The organism is Methanoculleus methanifontis (genome assembly GCF_030464365.1).
In the GTDB taxonomy this organism is placed as follows: Archaea; Halobacteriota; Methanomicrobia; order Methanomicrobiales; family Methanoculleaceae; genus Methanoculleus; species Methanoculleus methanifontis.
In genome coordinates, this window is sequence record NZ_VCYI01000015.1 from 23,412 (window position 1) to 45,598 (window position 22,187).

Annotated in this window: 26 protein-coding genes and 2 tRNA genes; 13 read left to right on the forward strand and 15 right to left on the reverse strand. The window is 62.5% G+C overall.

All coding sequences use genetic code 11. From position 1 onward, the window contains the following. Positions 1-157: 157 nt before the first annotated feature. The 4 genes from FGW20_RS10885 to FGW20_RS10900 form a co-directional block, all read right to left on the reverse strand. The gene (locus tag FGW20_RS10885; RefSeq protein ID WP_301678114.1) at positions 158-535 is read right to left on the reverse strand and encodes a hypothetical protein; all 378 of its coding nucleotides are present in this window, start codon (positions 533-535) and stop codon (positions 158-160) included. 237 nt (positions 536-772) lie between these two features. Beyond that, the gene (locus FGW20_RS10890) at positions 773-922 is read right to left on the reverse strand and encodes a hypothetical protein (RefSeq protein ID WP_301678115.1); all 150 of its coding nucleotides are present in this window, start codon (positions 920-922) and stop codon (positions 773-775) included. A gap of 1 nt (position 923) precedes the next feature. Continuing rightward, on the reverse strand, positions 924-2,132 hold the full coding sequence (locus FGW20_RS10895; protein WP_301678116.1) for a Bcr/CflA family efflux MFS transporter: 1,209 nt from the start codon (positions 2,130-2,132) through the stop codon (positions 924-926). A 58-nt stretch (positions 2,133-2,190) separates the two neighbouring features. Beyond that, positions 2,191-2,265: transfer RNA gene (locus FGW20_RS10900), tRNA-Glu, on the reverse strand. Between the two features lie 188 nt (positions 2,266-2,453). On the opposite strand from FGW20_RS10900, the gene FGW20_RS10905 reads away from it, so the two are divergent. Continuing rightward, positions 2,454-3,569, forward strand: a complete 1,116-nt coding sequence (locus FGW20_RS10905) for an OBG GTPase family GTP-binding protein (RefSeq protein WP_301678117.1) — start codon at positions 2,454-2,456, stop codon at positions 3,567-3,569. Here the strand turns inward: FGW20_RS10905 and FGW20_RS10910 are convergent. Then, positions 3,556-4,671 carry a tRNA (guanine(10)-N(2))-dimethyltransferase gene (locus FGW20_RS10910; protein ID WP_301678119.1) on the reverse strand — a complete coding sequence of 372 codons (1,116 nt, stop codon included), beginning with the start codon at positions 4,669-4,671 and terminating at the stop codon, positions 3,556-3,558. The genes FGW20_RS10905 and FGW20_RS10910 overlap by 14 nt on opposite strands. A 69-nt stretch (positions 4,672-4,740) precedes the next feature. Here FGW20_RS10910 and FGW20_RS10915 point away from each other — a divergent pair. The 3 genes from FGW20_RS10915 (at position 4,741) to FGW20_RS10925 (ending at position 6,267) form a co-directional block, all read left to right on the forward strand. After that, a tRNA-Arg gene (locus FGW20_RS10915) sits at positions 4,741-4,815 on the forward strand. Positions 4,816-4,889: 74 nt separating this feature from the next. After that, positions 4,890-5,729 (forward strand): geranylgeranylglycerol-phosphate geranylgeranyltransferase, encoded by an 840-nt coding sequence (locus tag FGW20_RS10920; RefSeq protein WP_301678121.1) that lies wholly within the window; start codon positions 4,890-4,892, stop codon positions 5,727-5,729. 190 nt (positions 5,730-5,919) lie between these two features. Further along, positions 5,920-6,267 carry a bactofilin family protein gene (locus FGW20_RS10925; RefSeq protein WP_301678122.1) on the forward strand — a complete coding sequence of 116 codons (348 nt, stop codon included), beginning with the start codon at positions 5,920-5,922 and terminating at the stop codon, positions 6,265-6,267. Here FGW20_RS10925 and FGW20_RS10930 read toward each other — a convergent pair. From FGW20_RS10930 to FGW20_RS10945, 4 genes are read right to left on the reverse strand one after another with little or no spacing between them, the layout of a single operon-like run. Continuing rightward, the gene (locus FGW20_RS10930) at positions 6,232-6,936 is read right to left on the reverse strand and encodes a DUF116 domain-containing protein (RefSeq protein ID WP_301678123.1); all 705 of its coding nucleotides are present in this window, start codon (positions 6,934-6,936) and stop codon (positions 6,232-6,234) included. The two genes, FGW20_RS10925 and FGW20_RS10930, sit on opposite strands and share 36 nt — an antisense overlap. Then, positions 6,933-7,994 carry an S-methyl-5-thioribose-1-phosphate isomerase gene (mtnA, locus tag FGW20_RS10935; protein WP_301678124.1) on the reverse strand — a complete coding sequence of 354 codons (1,062 nt, stop codon included), beginning with the start codon at positions 7,992-7,994 and terminating at the stop codon, positions 6,933-6,935. The genes FGW20_RS10930 and mtnA overlap by 4 nt, the downstream gene beginning before the upstream one ends. 2 nt (positions 7,995-7,996) lie before the next feature. Next, positions 7,997-9,271, reverse strand: a complete 1,275-nt coding sequence (locus tag FGW20_RS10940) for a CoB--CoM heterodisulfide reductase iron-sulfur subunit A family protein (protein ID WP_301678125.1) — start codon at positions 9,269-9,271, stop codon at positions 7,997-7,999. Further along, positions 9,264-9,755 (reverse strand): gamma carbonic anhydrase family protein, encoded by a 492-nt coding sequence (locus FGW20_RS10945; RefSeq protein ID WP_301678126.1) that lies wholly within the window; start codon positions 9,753-9,755, stop codon positions 9,264-9,266. The genes FGW20_RS10940 and FGW20_RS10945 overlap by 8 nt, the downstream gene beginning before the upstream one ends. A 747-nt stretch (positions 9,756-10,502) precedes the next feature. Here FGW20_RS10945 and FGW20_RS10950 point away from each other — a divergent pair. Continuing rightward, a complete protein-coding gene (locus tag FGW20_RS10950; RefSeq protein ID WP_301678127.1) occupies positions 10,503-10,961 on the forward strand; it encodes a phosphopantetheine adenylyltransferase in 459 nt (152 codons plus the stop codon). On the opposite strand, the gene pyrI is transcribed toward FGW20_RS10950, so the two are convergent. From pyrI to recJ, 6 genes are all read right to left on the reverse strand, one after another. Continuing rightward, positions 10,954-11,421: an aspartate carbamoyltransferase regulatory subunit gene (gene pyrI / locus FGW20_RS10955; protein WP_301678128.1), complete on the reverse strand. Its 468-nt coding sequence runs from the start codon at positions 11,419-11,421 to the stop codon at positions 10,954-10,956. The genes FGW20_RS10950 and pyrI overlap by 8 nt on opposite strands. Beyond that, the gene (gene pyrB, locus FGW20_RS10960) at positions 11,418-12,314 is read right to left on the reverse strand and encodes an aspartate carbamoyltransferase (protein ID WP_301678129.1); all 897 of its coding nucleotides are present in this window, start codon (positions 12,312-12,314) and stop codon (positions 11,418-11,420) included. Before pyrB ends, pyrI begins: the two co-directional genes overlap by 4 nt. A gap of 376 nt (positions 12,315-12,690) precedes the next feature. Next, a complete protein-coding gene (locus FGW20_RS10965) occupies positions 12,691-13,416 on the reverse strand; it encodes a methyltransferase domain-containing protein (protein ID WP_301678130.1) in 726 nt (241 codons plus the stop codon). Further along, on the reverse strand, positions 13,413-13,754 hold the full coding sequence (locus FGW20_RS10970; RefSeq protein WP_301678131.1) for a nascent polypeptide-associated complex protein: 342 nt from the start codon (positions 13,752-13,754) through the stop codon (positions 13,413-13,415). The genes FGW20_RS10965 and FGW20_RS10970 overlap by 4 nt, the downstream gene beginning before the upstream one ends. After that, the gene (locus tag FGW20_RS10975; protein WP_301678132.1) at positions 13,736-14,233 is read right to left on the reverse strand and encodes a PUA domain-containing protein; all 498 of its coding nucleotides are present in this window, start codon (positions 14,231-14,233) and stop codon (positions 13,736-13,738) included. The genes FGW20_RS10970 and FGW20_RS10975 overlap by 19 nt, the downstream gene beginning before the upstream one ends. Beyond that, entirely contained in the window at positions 14,178-15,575 is a 1,398-nt protein-coding gene (gene recJ / locus FGW20_RS10980; protein WP_301678133.1) for a RecJ family nuclease, read from the reverse strand. Before recJ ends, FGW20_RS10975 begins: the two co-directional genes overlap by 56 nt. Positions 15,576-16,313: 738 nt before the next feature. Between recJ and FGW20_RS10985 the strand changes: the two genes are divergently transcribed. The 8 genes from FGW20_RS10985 (at position 16,314) to FGW20_RS11020 (ending at position 22,186) form a co-directional block, all read left to right on the forward strand. Continuing rightward, on the forward strand, positions 16,314-17,717 hold the full coding sequence (locus tag FGW20_RS10985; RefSeq protein WP_301678134.1) for an NAD(P)H-hydrate dehydratase: 1,404 nt from the start codon (positions 16,314-16,316) through the stop codon (positions 17,715-17,717). 58 nt (positions 17,718-17,775) lie between these two features. Then, positions 17,776-18,270: a cyclic pyranopterin monophosphate synthase MoaC gene (gene moaC, locus FGW20_RS10990; RefSeq protein WP_301678135.1), complete on the forward strand. Its 495-nt coding sequence runs from the start codon at positions 17,776-17,778 to the stop codon at positions 18,268-18,270. A 390-nt stretch (positions 18,271-18,660) separates the two neighbouring features. Next, entirely contained in the window at positions 18,661-19,251 is a 591-nt protein-coding gene (locus tag FGW20_RS10995) for a 50S ribosomal protein L15e (RefSeq protein ID WP_301678136.1), read from the forward strand. Positions 19,252-19,281: 30 nt separating this feature from the next. After that, a complete protein-coding gene (locus tag FGW20_RS11000; RefSeq protein ID WP_301678138.1) occupies positions 19,282-19,926 on the forward strand; it encodes an RNase P subunit p30 family protein in 645 nt (214 codons plus the stop codon). Then, positions 19,923-20,405: an Rpp14/Pop5 family protein gene (locus tag FGW20_RS11005; protein WP_301678139.1), complete on the forward strand. Its 483-nt coding sequence runs from the start codon at positions 19,923-19,925 to the stop codon at positions 20,403-20,405. The genes FGW20_RS11000 and FGW20_RS11005 overlap by 4 nt, the downstream gene beginning before the upstream one ends. After that, positions 20,405-21,127, forward strand: a complete 723-nt coding sequence (psmA, locus tag FGW20_RS11010; protein WP_301678140.1) for an archaeal proteasome endopeptidase complex subunit alpha — start codon at positions 20,405-20,407, stop codon at positions 21,125-21,127. The genes FGW20_RS11005 and psmA overlap by 1 nt, the downstream gene beginning before the upstream one ends. An 11-nt stretch (positions 21,128-21,138) precedes the next feature. Further along, positions 21,139-21,840, forward strand: a complete 702-nt coding sequence (locus FGW20_RS11015; protein ID WP_301678141.1) for a ribosome assembly factor SBDS — start codon at positions 21,139-21,141, stop codon at positions 21,838-21,840. Between the two features lie 55 nt (positions 21,841-21,895). Continuing rightward, positions 21,896-22,186, forward strand: a complete 291-nt coding sequence (locus tag FGW20_RS11020; protein WP_301678142.1) for a 50S ribosomal protein L37ae — start codon at positions 21,896-21,898, stop codon at positions 22,184-22,186. The last annotated feature ends 1 nt before the right edge of the window (position 22,187 follow it).

A 22,187-nucleotide genomic window follows, 5' to 3' on the forward strand; every position in this document is an offset into this window, starting at 1 on the left:
CGAGCAAATTTTTTCCATCGTCTCTGTTTGAAATCAACGAACCTGTCCGGGAAGAGGGAAGTCAGTAGGACGGTGCACAACGCAGCTGCTCCGGCCCGGTCCGGAGAATCGTTTTTGTCCTTATAGCCAAGGCGTACTGCTTCATCGATAAATGCATCTATCCGGGTGGCCGCTTTGGCGTCGTCTTGTGGAAAGTCTTCAATAAGTGTTTGAATTGTCTGGACTGCAAGTTGCCCTCTTTTTTTTCGGTAAACCTTGTAAACCGTATGAACTCAATCCTTGCCGTCGCTGCCCAGCAGTTCTTGATGACTTCTTTAACCTCATCAATATCCAGTTCCTGCCTTGAGAGAACCTGCTTCAATTGAGGGTAAAATGTTCTTCTGTTCTCGATCTCGTCGGATGCGAATGTTTTCCCCAGCATATCGAGGGTTGTATTCTCATGCTTTGCTATCGCCTCAAGCAGCTGCGAGAACCGCGTATCAAGATCCCGACCCATGAAAAAACCCCTTTCCAGAAGATCGGAGTCGCGTGGCATTAATTTTGCCAATTACCTTTTTAGCAATCTCCTCCGGACCCGCTCGCCCTGCAAAGGTTCTATCGCTCGGAGGTTACGGGGTCGGGGAGCCTTGCAGAGCCGATAGGCTGGACATATGAACGTTCCACAACACCGGGCTACAGGTGCCAGTGGTAAAGTCGTGCGAGGATAGAGCCGCCCGCGAGTGTTCTCATCGCCTCCGGGTCGTGCCGGATCAGGTCGACGAGCAGGGAGGTGTCAAGCGTCGGCATCGAAGTCGACCTTTCGCATCGAAGACCTTCTCATCTCATGCGAGGCTTCCGCGACCGAGGTGGCCAGCGCGGGGTTCGGCCCGAATTCTTTGAGGATCTCAGAGAGTTTCTTCGGTGGGGTGTACTTCAGGATCATTTCAGAACCTCACCAGCCCTCGCTTCCCGATCGCCCCCCACCCTAAAAGACACGCAACCCCGACCGCCACGTTGATCGCCCCGAGGCCGAGGACGAGGTTCTTCCCGAAGAGGAAGACGAGAACCATCCCGGCACTGCCGAAGACCAGGCCCGTGCAGTTGATCAGGGCGGACGCGGAACCGGTATCCTCTCTCTGCTGATCGAGCATCAGGAATGCACCCCCCGGCCGCACGGCGCTCCCCATTAGCGAGGCCGGAAAGAGGGTAAGGGCGAAGGCCAGCGGCCCCAGGCTCCCGAAGAGGCAGACGAGCACTCCGCTGCCGATCATGACGACGAACCCCGACGCGACGATCGAGCGGCGGCTCGCGTGCCGGGAGAGCCAGAGGTAAAGGAATGGGCCCGCTATCAGGCCGACGGCGTTGAGGGCGAAGTAGAAACTGTACCACTGCTCCGAGAGCCCGAACCCCTCCTGGTAGATATATGACGATGCGGAGACGAATGCCAGGGAGGCGGTGCTCACGAGCGAGAATACGATGAGTAACGATGCAAATCCGGGGTTTTTGAGCACGGCCCCGAGCCGGCGGACGGACTGCGCCATGGTGCCGTTATACCGCGAAGGGATGGTCTCCTGGAGGACGAGGGCGCCGGCCATCGAGACGACGCCGATGAGGGCGAGCACCGCAAAGAGGCCCTGCCATGAGGTGTAGGGAAGCATGAACGCCCCGAGAACCGGGGCGGCGGCGGGCGAGATGACGACCATGGACTGGACGAGCGCGAGCACCGACTCCCTCTTTCGCCCGTCGTAGACGTCCTTGACCATCGCCATAGCGACCGCAGAGGCGGCACTGCCGCCGACGGCTTGAAGGATTCGGAAGGCGATGAGGTGCCAGATGTCCCACGATATCACGCACCCGGCGCTTGCGGCGATGTAGAGCGCAAGTCCGACCAGGAGGACGGGCCGCCGCCCGTACCTGTCGGAAAGCGGCCCCCAGAAGAGCAGCCCGAGGCTGAAGAAGAGAAAGAAGAGGATCAGGGTCAGGTTGGTGAGGGTGGCGGAGACGCCGAAGTAGTCGCCCATGCTGGGAAGGGCGGGGAGGTAGAGGTCGGTCGAGAGCGGGACAAAGGCGGAGAGGAGAGCAATCAGGATGATTAGGCCGCGATCCCCGAGATGTTTCTGGGTCGGCCGGTCACTGTTGGGGGAGTGGTGCATGGAATCGTCTCTATCTCGGGTGGTGGTGCAGAAGTGGGCGTTTGCCCTTAGAACAGTATGCTGCTATGGGGATTCGAACCCCAGTCGCAGGAGTGAGAGTCCTGCATGATTGGCCGGTCTACACTATAGCAGCGCATTGCACCATCGTGCTCTAAATTATTGGTCTTTATCATATTTAAACCTGTCTCGAACTCCGCCTTCCCCGATCATGTCGGGGGTTGGGCAATCTGGCCCCTATACGGGCCGGAATTTATCCTTCGCTTCGTGATTTCCATCACAGACATCCATAAGTAGCTTCCCAACATATGTGTATCGGCAGCAATGAGCAGTGTCGAAGAGCAGATACGGGAGATAGAGGACGAACTTAAAAATACCCCGTACAACAAGGCGACCTCCAAGCATATCGGCCGCCTCAAGGCGAAACTCGCGAAGATTCGTGACGAAGCGGTAGCCCGGGCCATGGCCTCCGCCGGAGGGGGCGAGGGCTACTCCGTGAAGAAGTCGGGGGACGCCACCGTCGTCCTGGTCGGCTTCCCGTCGGTCGGAAAGAGTACGCTGCTCAACAGGCTCACCGGTGACGATCTCTCGGAAACGGCGGCCTATGCCTTCACGACCGTCTCCGTCATTCCGGGCGCGATGGAGCACCGGGGTGCGAAGATCCAGATCCTGGATATCCCCGGCCTGATCGCCGGCGCCGCCATGGGTAAAGGCCGCGGGAAAGAGGTGATCGCCGTCGTGCGGAGCGCCGACCTGATCCTTGTTCTGGTCGACGTCTTCAACGAGCAGCACACGGACGTCCTCCTTCGTGAACTTCACGACGCCGGTATCCGGATCAACCGGGAAAAACCCGATATCACCATCAAAAAGGCCGGAAGCGGCGGTATCAGACTAAACACCGTCGGTGCCGTCGACCTCGATGTCGATGAGATCCGGTCGATTCTCGCGGAGAACAAGATCGTCAACGCCGATGTCCTGATCCGCAACGAAATCAGCCAGGATGATTTCATCGACGCGATGATCGGAAACCGCGTCTACGTTCCGGCGTTCATTGCGGTCAATAAGGTTGACCTGGTCGACGAAGATACACGGGCGGGGATAGAGAAAGAACTGACCAAACGGTTCGGCGAGCCCCCCATCATGGTCTCGGCGCACAGCGGTTACCACATCGAAGACATGAAAGACGCCATCTTCGACAACCTGGGATTCATGCGAGTCTACCTAAAGCCGACCGGCGGCCCCGCAGATATGGACGAACCGCTGATCATCCGGAGCCCGGCGACGGTCGAGGACGTCTGCAACCGTCTCCACCGGGACTTCGCGGACAAGTTCCGCTACGCGAAGGTCTGGGGCGAATCGGCCAAACACGACGCCCAGCGTGTTGGCCTCGCTCACAAACTCGCGGACGGGGACGTCCTCACCGTCGTCACCCGCCGCTGACCACTTTTTCGAGCACCGGGAGCGGTGCATCGGTCTTTATTGCTGTTCCCGAGTAATGCGCACGGCTCGCCTGGTAGCCGAGGGCTGTAAGCCGCTCGATGACCGTCTCGATTCTGCCGGGAGAGACCCGCAGGCGTTTTGCAATGACGTGGTAGTCGTAGTGGCTCGACGTATCCAGTTCCTGCCGGCAGGTCGCGAGCAGCCGCCCGATCCGCGCCCCGGTTCCGGCCGTGACCGACGGCAGGGCCTCCTGCATCGCGGCAAGCGTTGCATCGTCGTTGATCCTTCCCGTCCAGAGGGGGCCGACCAGCACGAGGTTCGCGCCGCAGAGCGGGCACTCTTCCGGTTCCGGAAGCATCCCGGCCTGTTCCGAGCGATAGAGGCATTTTGGGCACTGCATCACGTAGCCGATCCGTGCAAGCGCCCGGTCAGCCGCCGCCGCTCCATACCGGAGTCTGAGGTGCAGGCGGTGGAAGTGCTCGTGTGCGTAGCAGAAGAGCGGTTCCACCCCGCGATCGTACTTGATCACCTCGCGCACCACGAACCCCATCAGCGTCCGGAGGCCGACCTCGACGTGATACTCGGTGTTCCGCGGTCGGGAGAAGTAGCGGCGCATGCCTGCCTTGAGGTGCGCTCCGCAGAGCGGCGCGGTGTCGGTGGCGGTGACGAAGAGGTAGTTCCCGGCGCTCCGTGCCGCGGAGTCGACGAACGGCGCTGGCGTCCCGAAGGGGTCGAGGTCGACGGCGTCGAACGTCCTCCCGCTCATCAGGACGTTCGCGTCTTCGCGGGTGACCTCGGCGGCGAGACCCAGCGCCTCGACGTTCTGCCGGGCGAGGTCGACCGCTTTCACGTTCCAGTCGTTGATCGTCACCGGTATCCCGACCTCATACGCCACCCTTAGTCCCCGGACACCGGACGCACCCATCGCGTCGAGGTAACTCTGTGGCCTCAGTACGGTGAGCAGGAGGATGGTGGCGTCCCGGTTCATCTCCATGCGCGCGTTATAAAAGACCGGGCCGCTTCCCGGCGGGAATTGGGTGCGAGGATCCTGCCTGGGTACAAGAAAACTGGTTTTCCCTTCGGTAACCTCGACAACGTCCATGCTTCCTGAAATGGTGGATGCTCGATACCCTTATACCTTCTCATGCACAATACTTTTACTCCGGAGTATGGGCTTGTGGCCTAGCCAGGACATGGCGTCAGCCTCCTAAGCTGAATGCCGGGGGTTCAAATCCCCCCAAGCCCGTCATTTTTCCCGATTCTGTTCCGGAAGAATCCTCTGGTTATTTATCCTCGCCCCGAGAACCTAACTCCTTGAGAATGAGCGTCTCCGCATTCATCCGGATAACCCGTCCGCACAACGCCGTCGTTGCCGGCCTTACCGCGCTCATCGGCTATCTCATCGCCACCGGGACGCTCACGCCGCCGTCGCTCCTGCTCGCCGTGGTTGTCGCGCTCATCACCGCCGGCGGGAACGTCATCAACGACGTTTTCGATGTCGAGATCGACCGGATCAACCGCCCCGATCGTCCCATACCGGCAGGAGCGATCAGCCTTGCCGGTGCAAGGGTGTATGCAGCGGCGCTCTTTGTCGGTGGTATCGTGATTGCCACCCTGACAACGCCCCTCTGCCTTGCGATCGCCCTCGTAAACTCGAGCGTCCTCATTGCATATGCCGTCCGGCTGAAGAGAACCCCGGTTCTCGGCAACGTGGCCGTAGCTTACCTGACGGGGAGCGTCTTCCTCTTCGGCGGGGCGTTTGCGGGCATCGAGGGGCTCGTCCGGAACCTCTCGCTCGCGGCAATCACCTTCCTTGCGACCGTCGCGAGGGAACTTCTCAAAGACGCAGAAGATGTCGACGGGGATGCGGCGGGCGGCGCACGCACCCTTCCCATGATTGCCGGTGTCCGGAAGACGGGAATATTCGCGTTCGCCTGCGCCTGCGGTGCCGTGCTGGTGAGTCTTCTTCCCTTCGGCGACTGGTGGGGCCTCTTTTATCTCGCCGGCATCGCGGTCGTGGACCTTGTCATCCTCTTCGGGGCCTTCCGGGGTCTTAGATGCACGACGCCGGGCTGCGTCCGGGAGTCAAATGCGACGTCGATCCTGCGGGCAGGTATGTTTGCCGCGCTTGCGGTCTTTGCGATTGCCGCGGTGATATGATCGGGAGTGCAGGTATCCGGGCACCCGGCCGCCGCCTCTGGAATGCCCGGCATGCCCGTCCCGGGGTCGAAATATCCACTGATAATTTTATCTGGTTACGGGCCGAGCTGTTATTCAGGAGATCTTCATGAAAGTTTACCGGCACGGGGACACGTATATAGCACCGAAAGGTTCCTTTTTTGACGGAAACGTGAAGATAGATGGGAATTTCATCACCCCTCCCGAGACGCACATCTGGGGCAATATGGTCGTTGCCGGCCGCCTCGAACTCGGACCCGGTTCGACGGTCGGCGGGTTCATCGAGGCCGAGAGCATCGTCGTCGGACACGATGTCCGGGTAAAAGGGCCGGTCAGGATTACGAAGACCGCCACCATCTGCGATAACGCGTGCCTCCATTCGATCAAGGCGGGGGGCAACGTCACCCTCCGGCCCGGGGTCGATGTCGGTGCCGTGAACAGCGACGAGACGATCTTCGTCTACGGCAAGGTCACCAGCGAGCGCCTATTCGGCAGGGCTGTGAAAGTCTACGGAACCTGACGGGGGTTTGATGCCGAGCAGGGCGGCATCTCTCACCGCGGTCCAGTCCGCTATCGTCTCCACGCACCCGTCTTTTACGTTCACGACACCGATGGCGATGATCCCTACCCGGTCGGACATATCGATCCCGTCTTTTACCTCCATGAGGCAGCCGACGCCGATGATTGCCCGGGGGTGATACTTCTTGGCCATTCTTTTGATGAACGTCGAGCCCGGGACGATGAAGACCCGGTAGCCGACGCTCTCCAGCCACACTACGTTCTCCCCGACTGGACATCGGCCGCAGTTACGGCATTTGAGGCCTTCCGGTGTCAGGTGTGCCGGACACTGCGCCGACCGCAGGCACTGGGGCAGGAAGACCGCACGCTGCTCGATGGGTGTCTCGGAGAAGGCCTTTGTGTTCATGGTGTTCCTGAGCGTTATGAAGAACGTGATGAGATCCTTGTCGTCCAGCCCGAGGAGCTTGCAGAACGCCTTCACGAGCCCCTCTAAAAGAACCATCCCCGGTATCAGGATCCGTGGTAAGTAGAACTTCCCCCTGGTGATCGAGGCGGCAGCGATGATCGCGAGGCATACCGCGGCAAGCAGCATCCCGAGGATGAAGAAGAACGTGACCTCCCCGATGAGGGTCATCAACTGGATCCAGATCTCGGAATCAAAGAGACTCATGATCTGCCCCCCCTATCCATCCCGACCAGCTGGAAGGACTCCGTATAAGGCGGTCGGAGCACGCCGATCTCGGTGACGATCGCATCGACAAGGTCGAGCGGCGTGGCGTCGAAGGCATAGTTGAGCACGTTCACGTTATCGGGCGCGAGTTTTTTGTCGCCGCAGTACGTGAGTTCGGAGCGGTCCCGCTCTTCGACGGTGACGTCCGTTTCCCTGCGGGAGAGGTCGAACGTGGAGACCGGTGCCGCAACGTAGAACGGTATGCCGTGGTGATGAGCGGCGACGGCGTGCATATACGTCCCGATCTTGTTGAAGGCCGCGTCCTTCGTGATTCGGTCGGCGCCGACGACGACGAGGTCGATCTTGCCCTTCCGCATCAGGTATGCTGCCGACGAGTCGGGGATGAGGGTCACATCGATTCCGTCCCGGGCAAGTTCCCAGCAGGTGAGCCTTGAGCCCTGGTTGAGCGGCCGGGTCTCGCAGGCGATCACCCGCACGTCCTTTCCGGCCTCAACCGCCGACCGGATCGTCCCAAGCGCCGTCCCCCAGCAGCGGCAGGCGAGCGCTCCCGCGTTGCAGTGCGTGAGCACCGTGCACTTCTCCGGGAAGAGTTCTTCGCCGAACTCGCCGAGCCTTCGGCAGGTCAGTTCGTCCTCCTCGGCGACGGCGTTCGCCTCGGCGACCGCTATGCCCTTCGCCTCCGCGACCGATGCGGCCACAGCCATCTTCCGTTGTACGCGGTCGATCCCCCACGCGAGGTTGACCGCGGTCGGGCGGGTGCCCGCGAGAAGGTCTCCCGCCCGGCCGACCTCGCCCGAGAACCGTTTAAGGTCGGTCTCTCTGCTCCGGACGGCGGCGAGCGCCACGCCCATCGCACCGGCAATCCCGAGCGCCGGGGCCCCCCGGACCTCGAGCCTCCGGATCGCCCGGGCGAGGTCGTCGACGGTCGCGCACCGCATCTGCTCGTATCGGCCGGGAAGCAGAGTCTGGTCAATGTAGAGAATGCACTCGTTCTCCACATCCCACGCGATGGTGTAGGGCTCTTCCCTTTCCAGCATGCTCATCCCACCCTGATCGCGTCGAGGAACGCTCGCATGGCCGCCGCCTCGCCCATCGCGACGGAGTCGGGGATGTCTCTCGGTGCGGTGGCGGTTCCTGCCACGTAGATCCCGGGCCTCACCGTGAGCACGGGGCCGACTTTCTGGTCGGCGACCCCGAAGAACCCGGACTCGTCCCGCGGGATGCCGAGCATCCGGGCCACTTCGTCCGCTCCCGCGGCAGGTCCGAGCCCGACAGAGAGGACCACCAGGTCGGGGTGGAACGTCTCCACCTCGCCGGTCTCGGTGTTCTCCGCGACCATCGTCAGGTGGTCGTTCTCCTCGAGCACCTCACCAGGGAACCCGCGGACGAACCTGACCCCGAGACTCATCGCCCGCTCGTAGTACTCCTCGTAACCCTTGCCGTATGCGCGGATGTCGTTGTAGAAGACGGTGACCTCGATATCGGGGTTCTTCTCCCGGATGAGCGTGGCGTTCTTCATCGCGTACATGCAGCAGACGCCGGAGCAGTAGGGGCGGCCGATGGAGATGTCGCGGGAGCCGACGCACTGGACGAACGCCACGCTCCGGGGCGGCTTGCCGTTTGAGAGCCTCTTGAGTTTGCCCCCCGTCGGGCCGCTTGCGTTGATCATCCGCTCGAACTCCAGGCTCGTGATGACGTCGGGGATAATGAGGTAGCGGAATTGCGCTTTGTTTCTGGCATCGAACGTCGCATAGCCGGTCGCGACGACGATGCTTGCCGCCTCTATCTCAAGCAGCCGCTCCTTGTCCTCGTGCAGGATCGCCTCTTTTCCGCAGACATCGTAGCAGAGCCCGCACTCAATGCAGTGCTCCTGGTCTTTGACGACGATATCGGGAACCGCCTGGGCGTGGGGCTTGTAGATCGCCTTACGGGCGCCGATGCCGGCGTCGAATTGGTTATAGACCTCCACCGGGCAGATCGCGGTGCAGTCCCCGCAACCGTTGCACTCGTCCTCGAGGACGTAGCGGGGGTGCTTTTTGACCTGGACGCGGAAGTTCCCCACCTCTCCCTCGATCCCCTCGACCTCGGAGCAGGTGTGGATGGTGACGTTTGGGTGCCGGGCCACCTCGACCATCTTCGGAGAGAGGATGCACATCGAGCAGTCGTTTGTGGGAAACGTCTTGTCGAGCTGGGCCATATGCCCGCCGATGGTCGGTTCGCGCTCGATGAGGTGGACGTGGATGTCATGGTCGGCAAGGTCGAGCGCCGCCTGGATGCCCGCGACCCCGGCGCCGATGACGACGACCTCAGTCATGGCGATACCTCCCTGCTAGTTTGACGTATTCTTGTGCGTTGTGGAGGATGCTCTCCTGCTGTTCGGGCGTTGTCTCCCTGACCACTTTTCCGGGCACGCCGAGGATGAGCGAGTTCGACGGGATGTCTTTTCCCTCCGTCACCACCGCGCCAGCGCCGATGATGGAGCCTTCCCCCACCACCGCGCCGTTCAGGACGACGGCGCCCATCCCGACGAGCACCCGGTCGCGAATGGTGCAGCCGTGCAGGATGGCGGCGTGGCCGACCGAGACCTCCGCGCCGATCGTGGCCGGGAAGTCGGGCGTGGTGTGGACGACGGCGTTGTCCTGGATGTTCGAGCCCGCTCCGACCGTGATCGTATCCCGATCGCCCCGGACAACGGCGCCGAACCAGACGCTCACGTCGTCGCCGAGGCTCACGTCTCCAATGACTGTCGCGTTCTCTGCGATAAAGACGCGGTTCCCCACAACCGTTCCGCTCTCCATAGTGAGTCTACTATTGGTTGCGGCGATACAAAATGTTCTCCATCGAGGGGTAAGGGAGGGGCGGGTGGGCGCCGTATGCGACCTGTGGCGGAGTCCGGGGTTCAGGCAGCAGGTTGGCGCTGATGCGGCTATTGAGACTTCAAGCGTCGAGAAGTCACGTACAGTGGACCGTGGGGATATCGCCATTGGGGAGGGGCTGACGGGGAGGGGGGCTCGCCTCCCTCCCCTGTCTCTACCTAGGTATTAGCCTATGACCCCACCCCACCCGGCCTTCGGCCTCCTCATTCGCACCTGCGGTGCTCATGCTCCGCTCCTTCGGAGCATCGCACCCCGCCCCAAGGGGCAGGGGCAGTGCGTGGCGATAGACGATGTCCCCATGGGACATCGCTGGAGAAAACCGAAGGTCTTGGAATGGGAACTGGCTGAAGGTGCGACATTCCAGAGGAATGCGACTGGTCGAAGGGCAGGAGCGTGAGCACCGACAGGTGTGAACGGGGCTTGAGCGCCGTTTGATCCGGGGGCAGATGCGCAGTTCCCTAGACAGCCGTGCTGGGGCATGTGTAACCACGAACAGTATTCGAGCGCCTTAAAGGTGAGATGCTTGAATCCGGGAGTAGTCGCTCCCTGTTTGGGGCTCTTTTCACCTCCAGCACCCTTGAGAATTGTGTAGCGAGCCTCCAACATCCCTCCCCCGCTCTCCACCAACCGATCACTACCCATAAAACCCCTCGCGGCAAACGCCTCTGGATGAAAGTGATGGTCGGGGGGACGTTCGATCCCCTGCATGCCGGGCACCGGAAACTCCTCACCCGTTCCTTCGAGCTCGCCGGGCCCGACGGGGAGGTGACCATCGGGTTGACGACCGACGAGTTTGCCGGTGCAAAGGTGCATCCCGTTCACACCTACGAAAAACGGCTTGAAAACATCACGTCCTTTATTCGTGAACACGGCTACACCGCAACGTGGAAGGTCGAACCGCTCATCGACCGCTACGGCAGCGCCCTCGACGCGGACTTCGATATCCTCGTCGTCTCCGAGGAGACCTTCCCGGTCGCCGTGGAGATCAACGAGCGCCGGCGCGAGCGCGGGAAAAGAAAGGTGGACCTTCACGAGATCTCGTGCGTCCTCGCCGAAGACGGCCGGCGGATCTCGAGCACCCGGATCTGCCGGGGGGAGATCGACCGGCACGGCCGCCTGATCAGATGATGTGGTTTGCGATATCGTCCTTGATCAGCCAGTCGCAGTAGAGGCAGTGCAGCCCCTTGTCGAGCACCTCGAACGTGCTCTCCACCGGCTCGTTCGTGTTCGTGATGCAGCCGGGGTTCGGGCACCTGACCACGCCTTTGAGGATCTCCGGGATCTCCACGCCCTTCTTCTCCACGACCTGGTAGTCGCGGATGATGTTGATCTTTGCCTGCGGCGCAAGCAGGGCGATCCGGTCGACCTCCTCCGTGCGGAGTTCCCGGTTCTCAATCTTGACGATATCCTTCTTTCCCATCCGTTTGCTCTTGACGTTTGTTGCGATGCTCAGGCATTCCGGGGTCGACCCGGTGATACCGAGGATCCGCAGAACGTTCAGTGCCTCGCCGGCCGTGATATGGTCGATGACGGTGCCGTTCCTGATAGGGCTGATGACCAGCCCTCCCGATGGGTCTTTTCTGGTCACTTCATCACCTCGTGGAGGAGCGCCATCCTGATTGGCACACCGTTCTTTGCCTGCTCGAAGTAGCGTGCGTACGGCGTGCAGTCCACCTCCGGGTCGATCTCACCGGCGCGCGGGAGCGGGTGGAGGATCATCAGCCGCTCTTTCACCCCGGCGAGCAGGTCGGTCGTGATCCGGTAACTGGACGCGACGTTGTAGTAGGATGCCGAGTCCGGGAACCGTTCACGCTGGATCCTCGTGACGTAGAGGACATCGAGTTCCCGGATCGCCTCCTCGACGTTCGGGTGCTCGACGACCTCCATGCCGCGCTCCCTGAGTTCGAGGGCTATGTTTGCCGGCATCTCGAGCCCCCCGGGCGCGATCGTGTGCAGCGTGACGCCGTAGAGCGAGAGGGCGAGCGCCAGCGAGTGCGCAGTCCTGCCGTAGCGGAGATCCCCTAAAAGCCCGACGTCGATCCCGTCGACCGACATCGACTGCCTGATGGTGTAGAGGTCGAGCAGCGTCTGGCTCGGGTGCTGTCCCGCGCCGTCCCCGGCGTTGATGACCGGTACCGAGGCGAACTCGCTTGCCAGCCGTGCCGCCCCCTCTTTGGGGTGGCGGAGCACGATGGCGTCCGCGTAGCTGCTCACCACCCGGATGGTGTCCGCGAGCGTCTCCCCCTTGACGATGGAACTCGCCTCCACGGAATCGACGCTGATCGACCGTCCGCCGAGCCGGGCCATGGCCGTTGCAAACGACATCCTTGTCCTGGTGCTGGGCTCGAAGAAGAGAAGCGCCACAAGTTTATCGTCAAGCATTCCGGACCGGTATTTGCCGGTATCGAACTCCTGCGCCCGGTCAAGCAGGTAATCGAGATCGTCCCTTTCAAAATCGCGGATCGAAATAATGTGGTACATCGTGCGGCTACCTTCCGGGGGCTTTTCATCCGGCGCTGGCGTCCGAATTGTTCCGCCCCTCTTCTCTCCTGAATAGTGGTTCGCTGCGCACTCACTAAATACCTTTTTTCGAGTGCGTGCCCTACCGACATCACAACCTTTGTCACCTTCGCCCGCCTCATACTATTTCTGGAGAAGAAGCGCATGTCTGATGAAAATGTAGAATTCGCACCTGAAGTCTGCTGCCACTGTGAGGGGGCCGGGTGCATGTACTGCAACAAAAAAGGTACCGTGATGGTGCCGCAGCCCCCACAGAAGTGCAGGCACTGCGGCGGGGACTGCTGCATATATTGCGGCTACACCGGGTGGGAACGCCCGCTGAAGGAATACTAAACTCCTATTTTCGTGCGACCGTGATATAGCCGCTGTGGCCGACCCTGGTCGAGGGCCGGGTTCCCCGGGCGGAGCGCGTCAGTTCCCGCTCCATGCACTCGTAGCAGTGAACGTCACGGAAGAGCGGGGTTGCGGCATCGAGCGCAACGAAGGTGTGCTCGAGGAACGGCGTGTAGCAGGAGAGATAGCCGCCGGGCGAGAGGAGCGAGAAGGCGTGCTCCACGTGCGCCGGCGTTATCGTCAGGTCGAGATGAACGACGTCGAACTCGCCGGTGGCTTCGAGCATGTCGGCAGCGACCACCTCGACGTTCTCGAGGCGGGCGTTTCTGATGTTCTTCTCCGCGAGTCTCGCGAACTCCGGGCGCACTTCGTAGGTCTTCACGCTGCGGGTGATGCTCCCGAAGTAGATTGCAGCGACGCCGCTCCCGGTTCCGGCGTCAAGAACCGCGTCGTCGCGGTTCATCCCCGTGTAGGCGATCACCATCCCGATGTCCTTGGGGAGCATGGGCGCTCCGCTCCGTTTTGCGTGGACGAAGAAGTCGGTCGGCCGGGGGCGGAGCACGGTGAACGGGATCTCGAGATGGGTTCGGATCTCGCTTCCCGGGCTCATGCCCACGAGCGCCCCGAGATCGATCATACCCCGGTCGGTGGAGAACTGGCCCTCGCCTGCCGTCACGAAGTACTCGCGCTCCTCGCCGACAAGGAGGAGGCGTTCGCCCGTCTCGATCATTGCTGCGCGAGTTTCAGGATCGCTTCGGCGATGTCGCCGCGGGTTTCGACGAGCGCCGCCCGTGCGGCCTCCTCGGTTGCCCCGGCCTGCGATGCGACGAGGGCGACGTCGTCGTCGGGGATCTCCGGGACGGCCTCCTCGAACCGGGCCTCCCCCGTGAGCTGGTAGGTGGTAACCCCCTGCATGGTGGTCGCGACGACCTGGGCATCGTCGAAGACGTAGTTTCCCGCGGGCGTGTAGATGACGACCTTCTCGACGCCCTCGATCTCCTCCATCTCCATGCCCATCTGCTTCATCATCTGCTTCATCTTTTTCGGGTTCATCTTTCCTGGAAACATTCGGATCCCCTTCCCTGCCGTACTTTTACCGCTACACCGTAATTAAATGCCAGCATCTCCCGCCCGGAGAGCAAAGCCGCCCCGGTGGCGAGGAGCACGTCGCCCGCCGTCACCACCAGCACCTCGTCTCCTGCGCGGATGCCCTCGTCGGCAACGACGACGTGTTTCGCCATCGCGTTCTTCCCGTCCGCGACGAACGGCGCCACGTCTTCCTGCACCGCCACCCGGTAGGCCGGGGGGGCGAGATGAGCCGCGAGCCGCGCCGCTGCGGTTATCCCGAGGGTCAGGCGGCCATCCTGTGCGCGAACGGTCGCAAGCCTCTCCTTTCCGATGCGCACCTGGCGGATGCGTCCGGTCGTGGAGAACTGGAAGTTACATTCGTCGGGGAAGATCGCAACTCCGGCCCCGGCGCCGAACTGGAAGTCAGCTATCGTCCGGATCCGCCGAAGCGAACTGTCGTTTGAGTATTCGGTTGACACTATCAACAAACTCCTCTTCTGTATCGTGGGGGATGAATGCCCCGGCGGCGATCCGGTGCCCGCCGCCTGCGCCGCCCGCTCCGGCGGCCGCCTCGACGAGCGCTTTCTGCAGGTCGACCCCGCGGCCGAGCGCCCACTCGTTCGTCCGCATCGAGACTTTCGTCACTTCCGGCTCGTCCACCATCGCGGCGAGCACCATCATGGGCTTCTTCCAGTTTAGTTTGGAGAGCGCCATCCCCGCCCCGATCCCGACAATGGTGTCGGGGAACCGGTCGCCGGTGTGGACGTACTGGAGGTGCGAGAGTTCGGTCACGCCGGCATCGAGGATGTACTGGAGCAGGTCGCGGATGACCGATCGGTGGTGGGCGAGCATGTGCTCCGCTTCGCGGTAGGCTTCCCCGTGCTCCCCGTGGCAGATGCGGCTCCCTATCCGGGGTTTCGCCCACCGCCCGCAGGCGTTCAGGAGGGTGGCGTACTCGGAGGCGTTCCGGAGCGGTGTGCGTTCCGGCTCGTCGGGGAAGATGTAGGTCTCGGCGAGCAGGCGGTCGGTCTCCCTCCCGTGGGCGATGAGCTGCTGGGCGAGGGCGCTGATGATCGTGCGCCGGTCCTCGAACGGGAGTTCTTCCCAGACGAGCCACCCGCCCCGCGGGTTCTTCAGTTCGACGCCGAGCCTCTCGAGGAACCGGAGTGCTGCGTTCGTGTTGTTCGAGATCCCGTCGATGTAGGGGTCGTCGCAGTAGCCGAGGCAGACGTGGACCGGGCGGGTGGACGTCCCGTAGCAGTTCAGGTCATGGTCCTGCACGACGATGTTCCCGCACTCCACGCCGTCCCGGACGATCTCGCGTGCCGGGCCGACCAGCCCGCAGTTCTCCCGGGCCATCATGTCCCCGACGTTCCCGATGACGGCGAGTTTGGCGAGGTCGATGGCTGTCGGGTCGATTGCCTTCGCGACCAGGTACGCGATCCCGGCGGCGCTCATCCGGGTGATGCCGTGATCGAGGCTGTTCACCTGAGGGTAGGCCGTGCCGCAGGGCTGGCCGACGTGGTGGTCGAGGATCAGGACTTCGTCGCTGGAGAGGCCGTGTTCCTCGAGAAGGTTCTGCTGCCCGGCGCCGAGGTCGGCAAAGAGTTTCAGGGACCCGTCCTTTGGGACATGGCGCATCGCCATCGGTTCGAGCTGGCGGACGAAGACGGATTCGACAGCCATGCCCTCGCGGACGAGCGCCTGCGCGAGGATCGCCTCCGTGCTGATGCCGTCGGCGTCGATGTGGGAGATGATCGTCACCGAGTCCGCTTCACCGATGATATCCGCTGCTCTCCGCACATCGTTTTCGAGGCTCATCTCCATAGTAGTGGGTGGTGAAGGGTCAATAATGCATGGGAGTGTGGAGAGGGCGAAGGGTTTGGGAGGTCGGCGAAATGGAGAACCGGAACATGAGTGGCTTGAGTCTTCAAACGACAGATTACGCAACCTGTTCCAGTGGTCGTCTGGGCGTGCCGGGTACAACCCAATGTCAGAACAACTGCAACGATGACGAGCTCCGTACGCTGGCCTGCGCACCTGGCGGTGCTCAAGCTCCGTAAGACCTCCGGTCTTCTCCAGCGATGTCCCATGGGGACATCGCCTATCGCCATGCACTGCCCCCGCCCCTCGGGGCGGGGAACGACTGCTGGAACAGCAGGAGTTTGAGCACCGCAGGTGCGAATGAGGAGGCCGGAGGCCGGGCGGGGTGGGGGCACAGGTATAATCTACTGAGGTAGAGACAGGGGAGGGGGGATGCTCCCCCCTCCCCGTCAGCCCCTCCCCCAATGGCGATAGCCTGTGGAAATCCGTGTAAGGCACGTGCGGTCGAGAACAATCCCGACACCCGTGGGTGCACCGTGTATACGGCGTATGGTGCACGGTATGCGACCGAACAATCCCGGCACCAGTGGGTGCACCGGTTGCACCCTGGCTGCTCATCTGCCACCACTCCCCTAAACCGGCACCCTCCCCGGCGCAACTCCGGTCGGAAACTAAAACTATCTAAGAAAAGACCGCCATAGCACCGATCAGACAACGCTCCTGGAGGTGCAGGACATGACGACAAACGATATGCGGGAATTTCTGGAAACCGGCGTGATCGACGCCGGTCGGATGAAAGCGGTCGAAGGGAACGCCGTTGCGCTCGGTTACCCATCGCTTTTGATGATGGAGAGCGCCGGACGGGCGGTCGCGGATGCCGCCCTCGCCCGCAGCCCCTCCCGCGTTCTCATCCTCTGCGGGAGAGGGAACAACGGCGGCGACGGAATGGTGGCGGCCCGCTACCTCCAGCACCTCGATTCGGTCGACGTCGTCTACCCCGACTGCGGTTCAACGACCGCCTCGGCTGCTGCCCAGCTCGCTCTCCTCCGGCACTGCTCCGTTGCTCTCCACCCCGTCCGGTGCGCCGCAGACGTCGAGGCCCTCTCCCGCCTCTTTGACGACGCGGATATCATCGTTGATTCGATGCTCGGCACCGGGGCGTGGGGCACGGTGCGGGAGCCGTTCGCGTCCCTCGTTACCCGTGCGAACGTGAGCGGCTCGCCCGTCGTCGCCGTCGATACCCCCACCCCCGGCATCCGGGCGGCAGAGATTCTCTCGTTCCACCGCCCGAAGGTGGAGGGTGCGGACGTCACGGATATCGGCATCCCGCTCGAGGCAGAGATATTCACCGGCCCCGGAGACCTCACGCTCGTCCCGTCGAGGAGTTCGCAGGCCCACAAAGGCGTCGGTGGCGAGGTGCTCGTCGTCGGGGGCGGCCCCTACCAGGGGGCGCCCTACATCGCGGCGATGGGGGCGCTTCGCGCCGGTGCTGATATCGTGCGGGTCGCCTCACCCGCATACGTCCCCATGCCCGACCTGATCTACGAGCGCCTGGAGGGGAGCACGATCACGGCCGATCACCTGGAGATGATCCTCTCCCTTGTCGACCGGACGGACGTGGTCGTCTGCGGCATGGGTCTCGGGAAAGAGAGCCACGACGTCGTGCTCGCTATCGCGGAGGCGGCGAAGCGCGCGGTCTTCGATGCCGATGCGCTCGCCCGGCCCCTGCCGGCGGCGAGGGAGACGATCTACACCCCGCACGCTGGCGAGTTTGCCCGGATTGCCGGGACGGAACCCCCGGCGGACCTTGCGGCGCGCGGGCGGTGCGTGAAGGCCGCCGCAAAGACGGGGACCGTCCTGCTCAAGGGCCCGGTCGATGTCGTATCCGACGGGTCGCGGGTCAGGTTCAACCGGACCGGAACTCCCGCCATGACCACCGGGGGGACGGGCGACCTGCTCGCCGGCATCGCCGGCGCGCTCTTCTGTCATCTCCCTGCGTTCGAGGCCGCCTGCGTCGCCGCGTACGTGAACGGCAGTGCCGGCATGCTCGCCGCAGAAGGGCGGGGGAACGGCATGCTTGCGACCGATATGCCCGACCACATCCCGGAAATTCTCTTCCGGCGCCCTGCACCAGAATGAACTGCCCTAAGCCGCCTTCTTTTATCCCCTGAAAGACAGAAGATCTCCTGCGATACACATGAGCGAGTCCGGCGAACACAACAAGACCCCGGTCTTCACCCACATCGAGAACGACCGCGCACAGATGGTGGACATCTCGGCAAAGGGCGAGGTCGTCCGGGAAGCGGTTGCGAGCGGCAGGATCTACCTCCGGAGCGAGACGCTCCGCGCCATCCGGGAAGGAACCGCGGTCAAGGGCAACGTTTTAGCGACCGCACGGGTGGCGGCAACCCTCGCGGTGAAAGACACGCCGCGCCTCATCCCCATGTGCCACCCCATACCGCTCGGGGGCATCACGATCGACTTCGAGGAGGGCGACGGCTACATCGAGGCGCTCGCCCGTGTCAGGTCGTACGGGAGGACCGGCGTCGAGATGGAAGCGCTCACCGGCGTCTCCGTTGCCCTTCTCACCGTCTGGGACATGGTCAAGTCGGCGGAGAAAGACGAGGACGGGCAGTACCCGGTCACCCGGATGGACGCCATCCGCGTCGTGGAGAAACGCAAGGGCGTGTAGGGCACTGCGGGATCGATCTTCCCACATGCCCCTTCGTGTGAAGGATCCGGCATCGCGCGAAGCCGCGAAGAACGCGAAGATCGGTTGGCTGTTGGCGGATTCCCTGAGAAGTCTGATGCTTCTCACCCTCCCTCCCCTACAGGGAGATCGCACTTCGAAACCCTTTGGGTTTCTCATGCCCCTGCCCTTCGGCCAGTCGCGCTTCGCGGCTTCGCGCTCTTCGCGTGAGGTGAAATACCAGAACAAGGAGGGTCAATATACCGGAGCCCCCGGTGGGCGCGGGACCCCGGGGGAATCCTTTATTTGCGCTCCCGTCAACCTGTTAGGAACCACGGGATACGTCCCGGAAAGGAATGTGGCGGAAACGCTGAACCTGAGGTGATTCAAAACATGGCAAAATCGATGTATGCCTACGTACGCGAGGCATGGAAGCGGCCTGACCGGTCAGAAGTGAAAGGGCTCCTCTGGGAGCGCCTCCAGAAGTGGCGGCGCGAGGGGAGTGTCGTGCGCGTGGAGCACCCGACCCGGATCGATCGGGCCCGTTCGCTCGGCTACAAGGCCAAGCAGGGCATCGTCGTCGTGCGGGTCAAGGTCCGCCGCGGCGGCCGGAGGAAGCCCCGGTACATCCGTGGGCGCAGATCCGCACGCACGGGCATGCGCCGGCTGACCCCGGCAAAGAGTCTGCAGCGAATGGCCGAGGAGCGCGCATCCCGCAAGTTCCCGAACATGGAGGCCCTGAACTCCTACTGGGTTGGTGAGGACGGCCGCTCCAAGTGGTTCGAGGTCATCATGGTTGACGGGCACCACCCGTCGATCAAGAGCGACCGCAACCTCGCATGGCTGGCCGACCCGGTTCACCGGGGCCGGGCGGAGCGCGGCAAGACCTCCGCCGGCATGAAGGGGCGCGGGATGCGGACGCGCGGGCGTGGAACCGAGAAGACGCGCCCGAGCATCCGTTCTCACGCGAACCGCGGCAAATAAATACCCCTTTTTTCATACGGCCTACCCACAATGAAGATCACAGATGCCGGTATCCGTCCCTATCCTGCCGGTGACTCGACGGTTGCGCGAATGGCTCTCGAAGCAGCAGGACTCGGATTCGATAGCGCTGTCGCTATCGGAGATGCCGTGCATCGGCCTCCCGGCATCGAGATTCTCCGGGGGGCCGTGATCGGCGCCGCGTCCGTAAAGGAGGTCTTAAAGAGGGTGCGCGATCCCGCCGTCCGGCGGGCCGACATCGTCTATGTCGACGCCGGGGATACCTCCTTCAACCGGGCGGTCGTCTCCATCAAAGAGGTGAATGTCGTCAGGAGCATCCATGCCGCCCGGAGAAACGCCTTCGATCACGTCGCCGCACGGACGGCAGCGGAGCAGGGCGTGGCGGTGGACATCTCGATGGCTCCCATCATACATCTCCGCGGAACGAAGCGCCAGAGGGCGTTGCAGCGGTATGCGGACGTCCTCTCTCTGCAGCGGCGATACGGTTTTCCACTGACGATATCGTCCGGTGCCCGTTCGATACTCGGGCAGCGATCGGTTCGCGAGATCCGCGGTCTCTGCGCACTCTTCGGCATGACCGGGACGGAAGTGACCGAAGCGCTCGCGTCCGTCGGCTGGATCGCCGAACCGCACCGACCCGTGGAGGTGGTAAAATGAGGCCGAGACCGCCGGCGATGCGGACAAAACGGCGCTACATCCTGGCGCGGATCCTCCCCTACGGGGTGCAGGTAGATCAAAAACAGATGTACTTCGCAGTCATCGAGGCCGCGACCTCGCTCTTTGGCGATGCGGCTGTCGGTCTTGCGCAGCCCGCGGTGGTCTTCTGCGAAGGGGGGTACGTCGTCGTCCGGTGCCGGCGAGGAGCCGAGAATGATATCGCCGTCGCGCTTGCAACGGTCACCTCGGTCGCTGATGAGCGGATCGCGCTCCGGACAGTCGCCACCTCGGGGACGATTCATGCACTGCGGCGCCGAATGAAACCGAGCCGGCGTCACTCCGGAGACGAAGAAGTGAAGATCGGGGAAACTTATTTCGCGGTCTATCGCTATCCGCGTCAAAAGGTTGATTTGGTTGAAAAAGGTATTAAGCATCAGAAGTCATTGTTTTTCACCGAAGCCGATTTGGAGGAACGATAATGCAACCACAATATCAGATGGGATATGACCGGGCGATCACGGTGTTCAGCCCGGACGGAAGGCTTTACCAGGTCGAGTACGCCAGAGAAGCGGTGAAACGTGGCACGACAGCCGTTGGAATCAAGTGCAGCGAAGGTGTCGTGCTGATTGTCGATAAACGGGTGACGTCCCGTCTCCTTGAACCGGTTTCAATCGAGAAGATCTTCAAGATCGACGCGCACATCGGCGTTGCGTCCTCCGGCCTCGTCGGCGATGCGCGGTCTCTCGTAGACCGGGCCCGGGTCGAGTCGCAGATCAATCGCGTCTCCTACAACGAGCCGATAAGCGTCGAGACCCTCGCCAAGAAGCTCTGCGACCATATGCAGACCTACACTCAGTTCGGCGGTGCACGCCCCTACGGAACCGCGCTCCTGATTGCAGGAGTCAGCGATGGGGAGGCCCGTCTCTTCGAGACCGATCCGAGCGGCACGCTGCTCGAGTACAAGGCGACCGGAATCGGAACCGGCCGGCCTGCGGTTATAAAGACCTTCGAGGACGAGTACCAGGAGGATGCGGACTTCTCCGGCGCCATCAGGCTTGGAATCAAGGCCTTACACGCCGCGACGGAGGGCAAACTCGACGTGAGCGCCATCGAGATAGGCGTCGTCTCCATCGAGACCGGGGAGTTCCGGAAGCTGGAGAAGGACGAGGTAAAGGCATACGTCGACCAGTTCGAAGAGTGAGCGTCATCCGTATGATCCCTCTCGACCAGGCAGTAGTAGCGCGGCTTGAAAGCTACGGAGAACGGTTCGAGGTCCTTGTCGACCCCAACCAGGCCATGCGTATCCGGCAGGGCGAATCGATCGACCTGGAGGATGTCGTCGCCGCCGATTCCATCTTTTCGAACGCCGCCCATGCAGAACGGGCCTCCGAGGAGGCTCTCCTGAAGGTCTTCAAGACGACCGAGTTCGAGCAGGCGGCACTCCGGATCATCCAGAAGGGCGAGATCCATCTTACGGCGGAGCAGCGCCGGCACCTCATCGCGGAGAAGCGGAACCGGGTCATCACGTTCATCGCGAGGAACGCCGTCAACCCGCAGTCCGGGTTCCCCCACCCGCCGCAGCGCATCGAGCTTGCGATGGAAGAGGCGCGGGTGAGCATCGACCCCTTCAAGTCCGTCGAGGAGCAGGTCAAAGAGGTGGTCAAGGCGCTCCGCCCGCTCCTCCCCATCCGGTTCGAGGAGATCCGGATCGCCGTGAAGATCCCGGCGGATTATGCCGCGAGAGCCTACGAGATCACGACCGCAGGATCGCTCGAGCAGGAAGAGTGGCAGAAGGACGGATCCTGGATCGCCGTCGTCAAAATTCCGGCGGGCATCCAGGAGGAGTTCTACGACCTGGTCAACAAGGTTTCCAAGGGGAATGCGGAGACCCGGATCGTTGAACGGATGTCGTGAGTAACTATATTAATCGACAGCACAAAAATTAGAGGACATACAAGAGGTACGCGAAATGGCAAGTCGCAAACAGAGTGCAAAGGGCAGGGTAGTCGGAAGTTCCGGGCGTTTCGGCCCGAGGTACGGGCGGTTTATCCGGAAGAGAATCAACCAGATCGAGAAGGTCTCCCGCGCGAACCATGCGTGCCCCCGTTGCGACCAGAAAGCGGTCAAGCGTGAGGGAACAGGCATCTGGACGTGCCGCAAGTGCGGGTTCAAGTTTGCAGGCGGCAGCTATGTCCCGGAGACGCCGGCGATGCGCGTCGCCGCGCGGAGCATCGAGCGGTCGCTGCAGAGGGAGGGTTAAT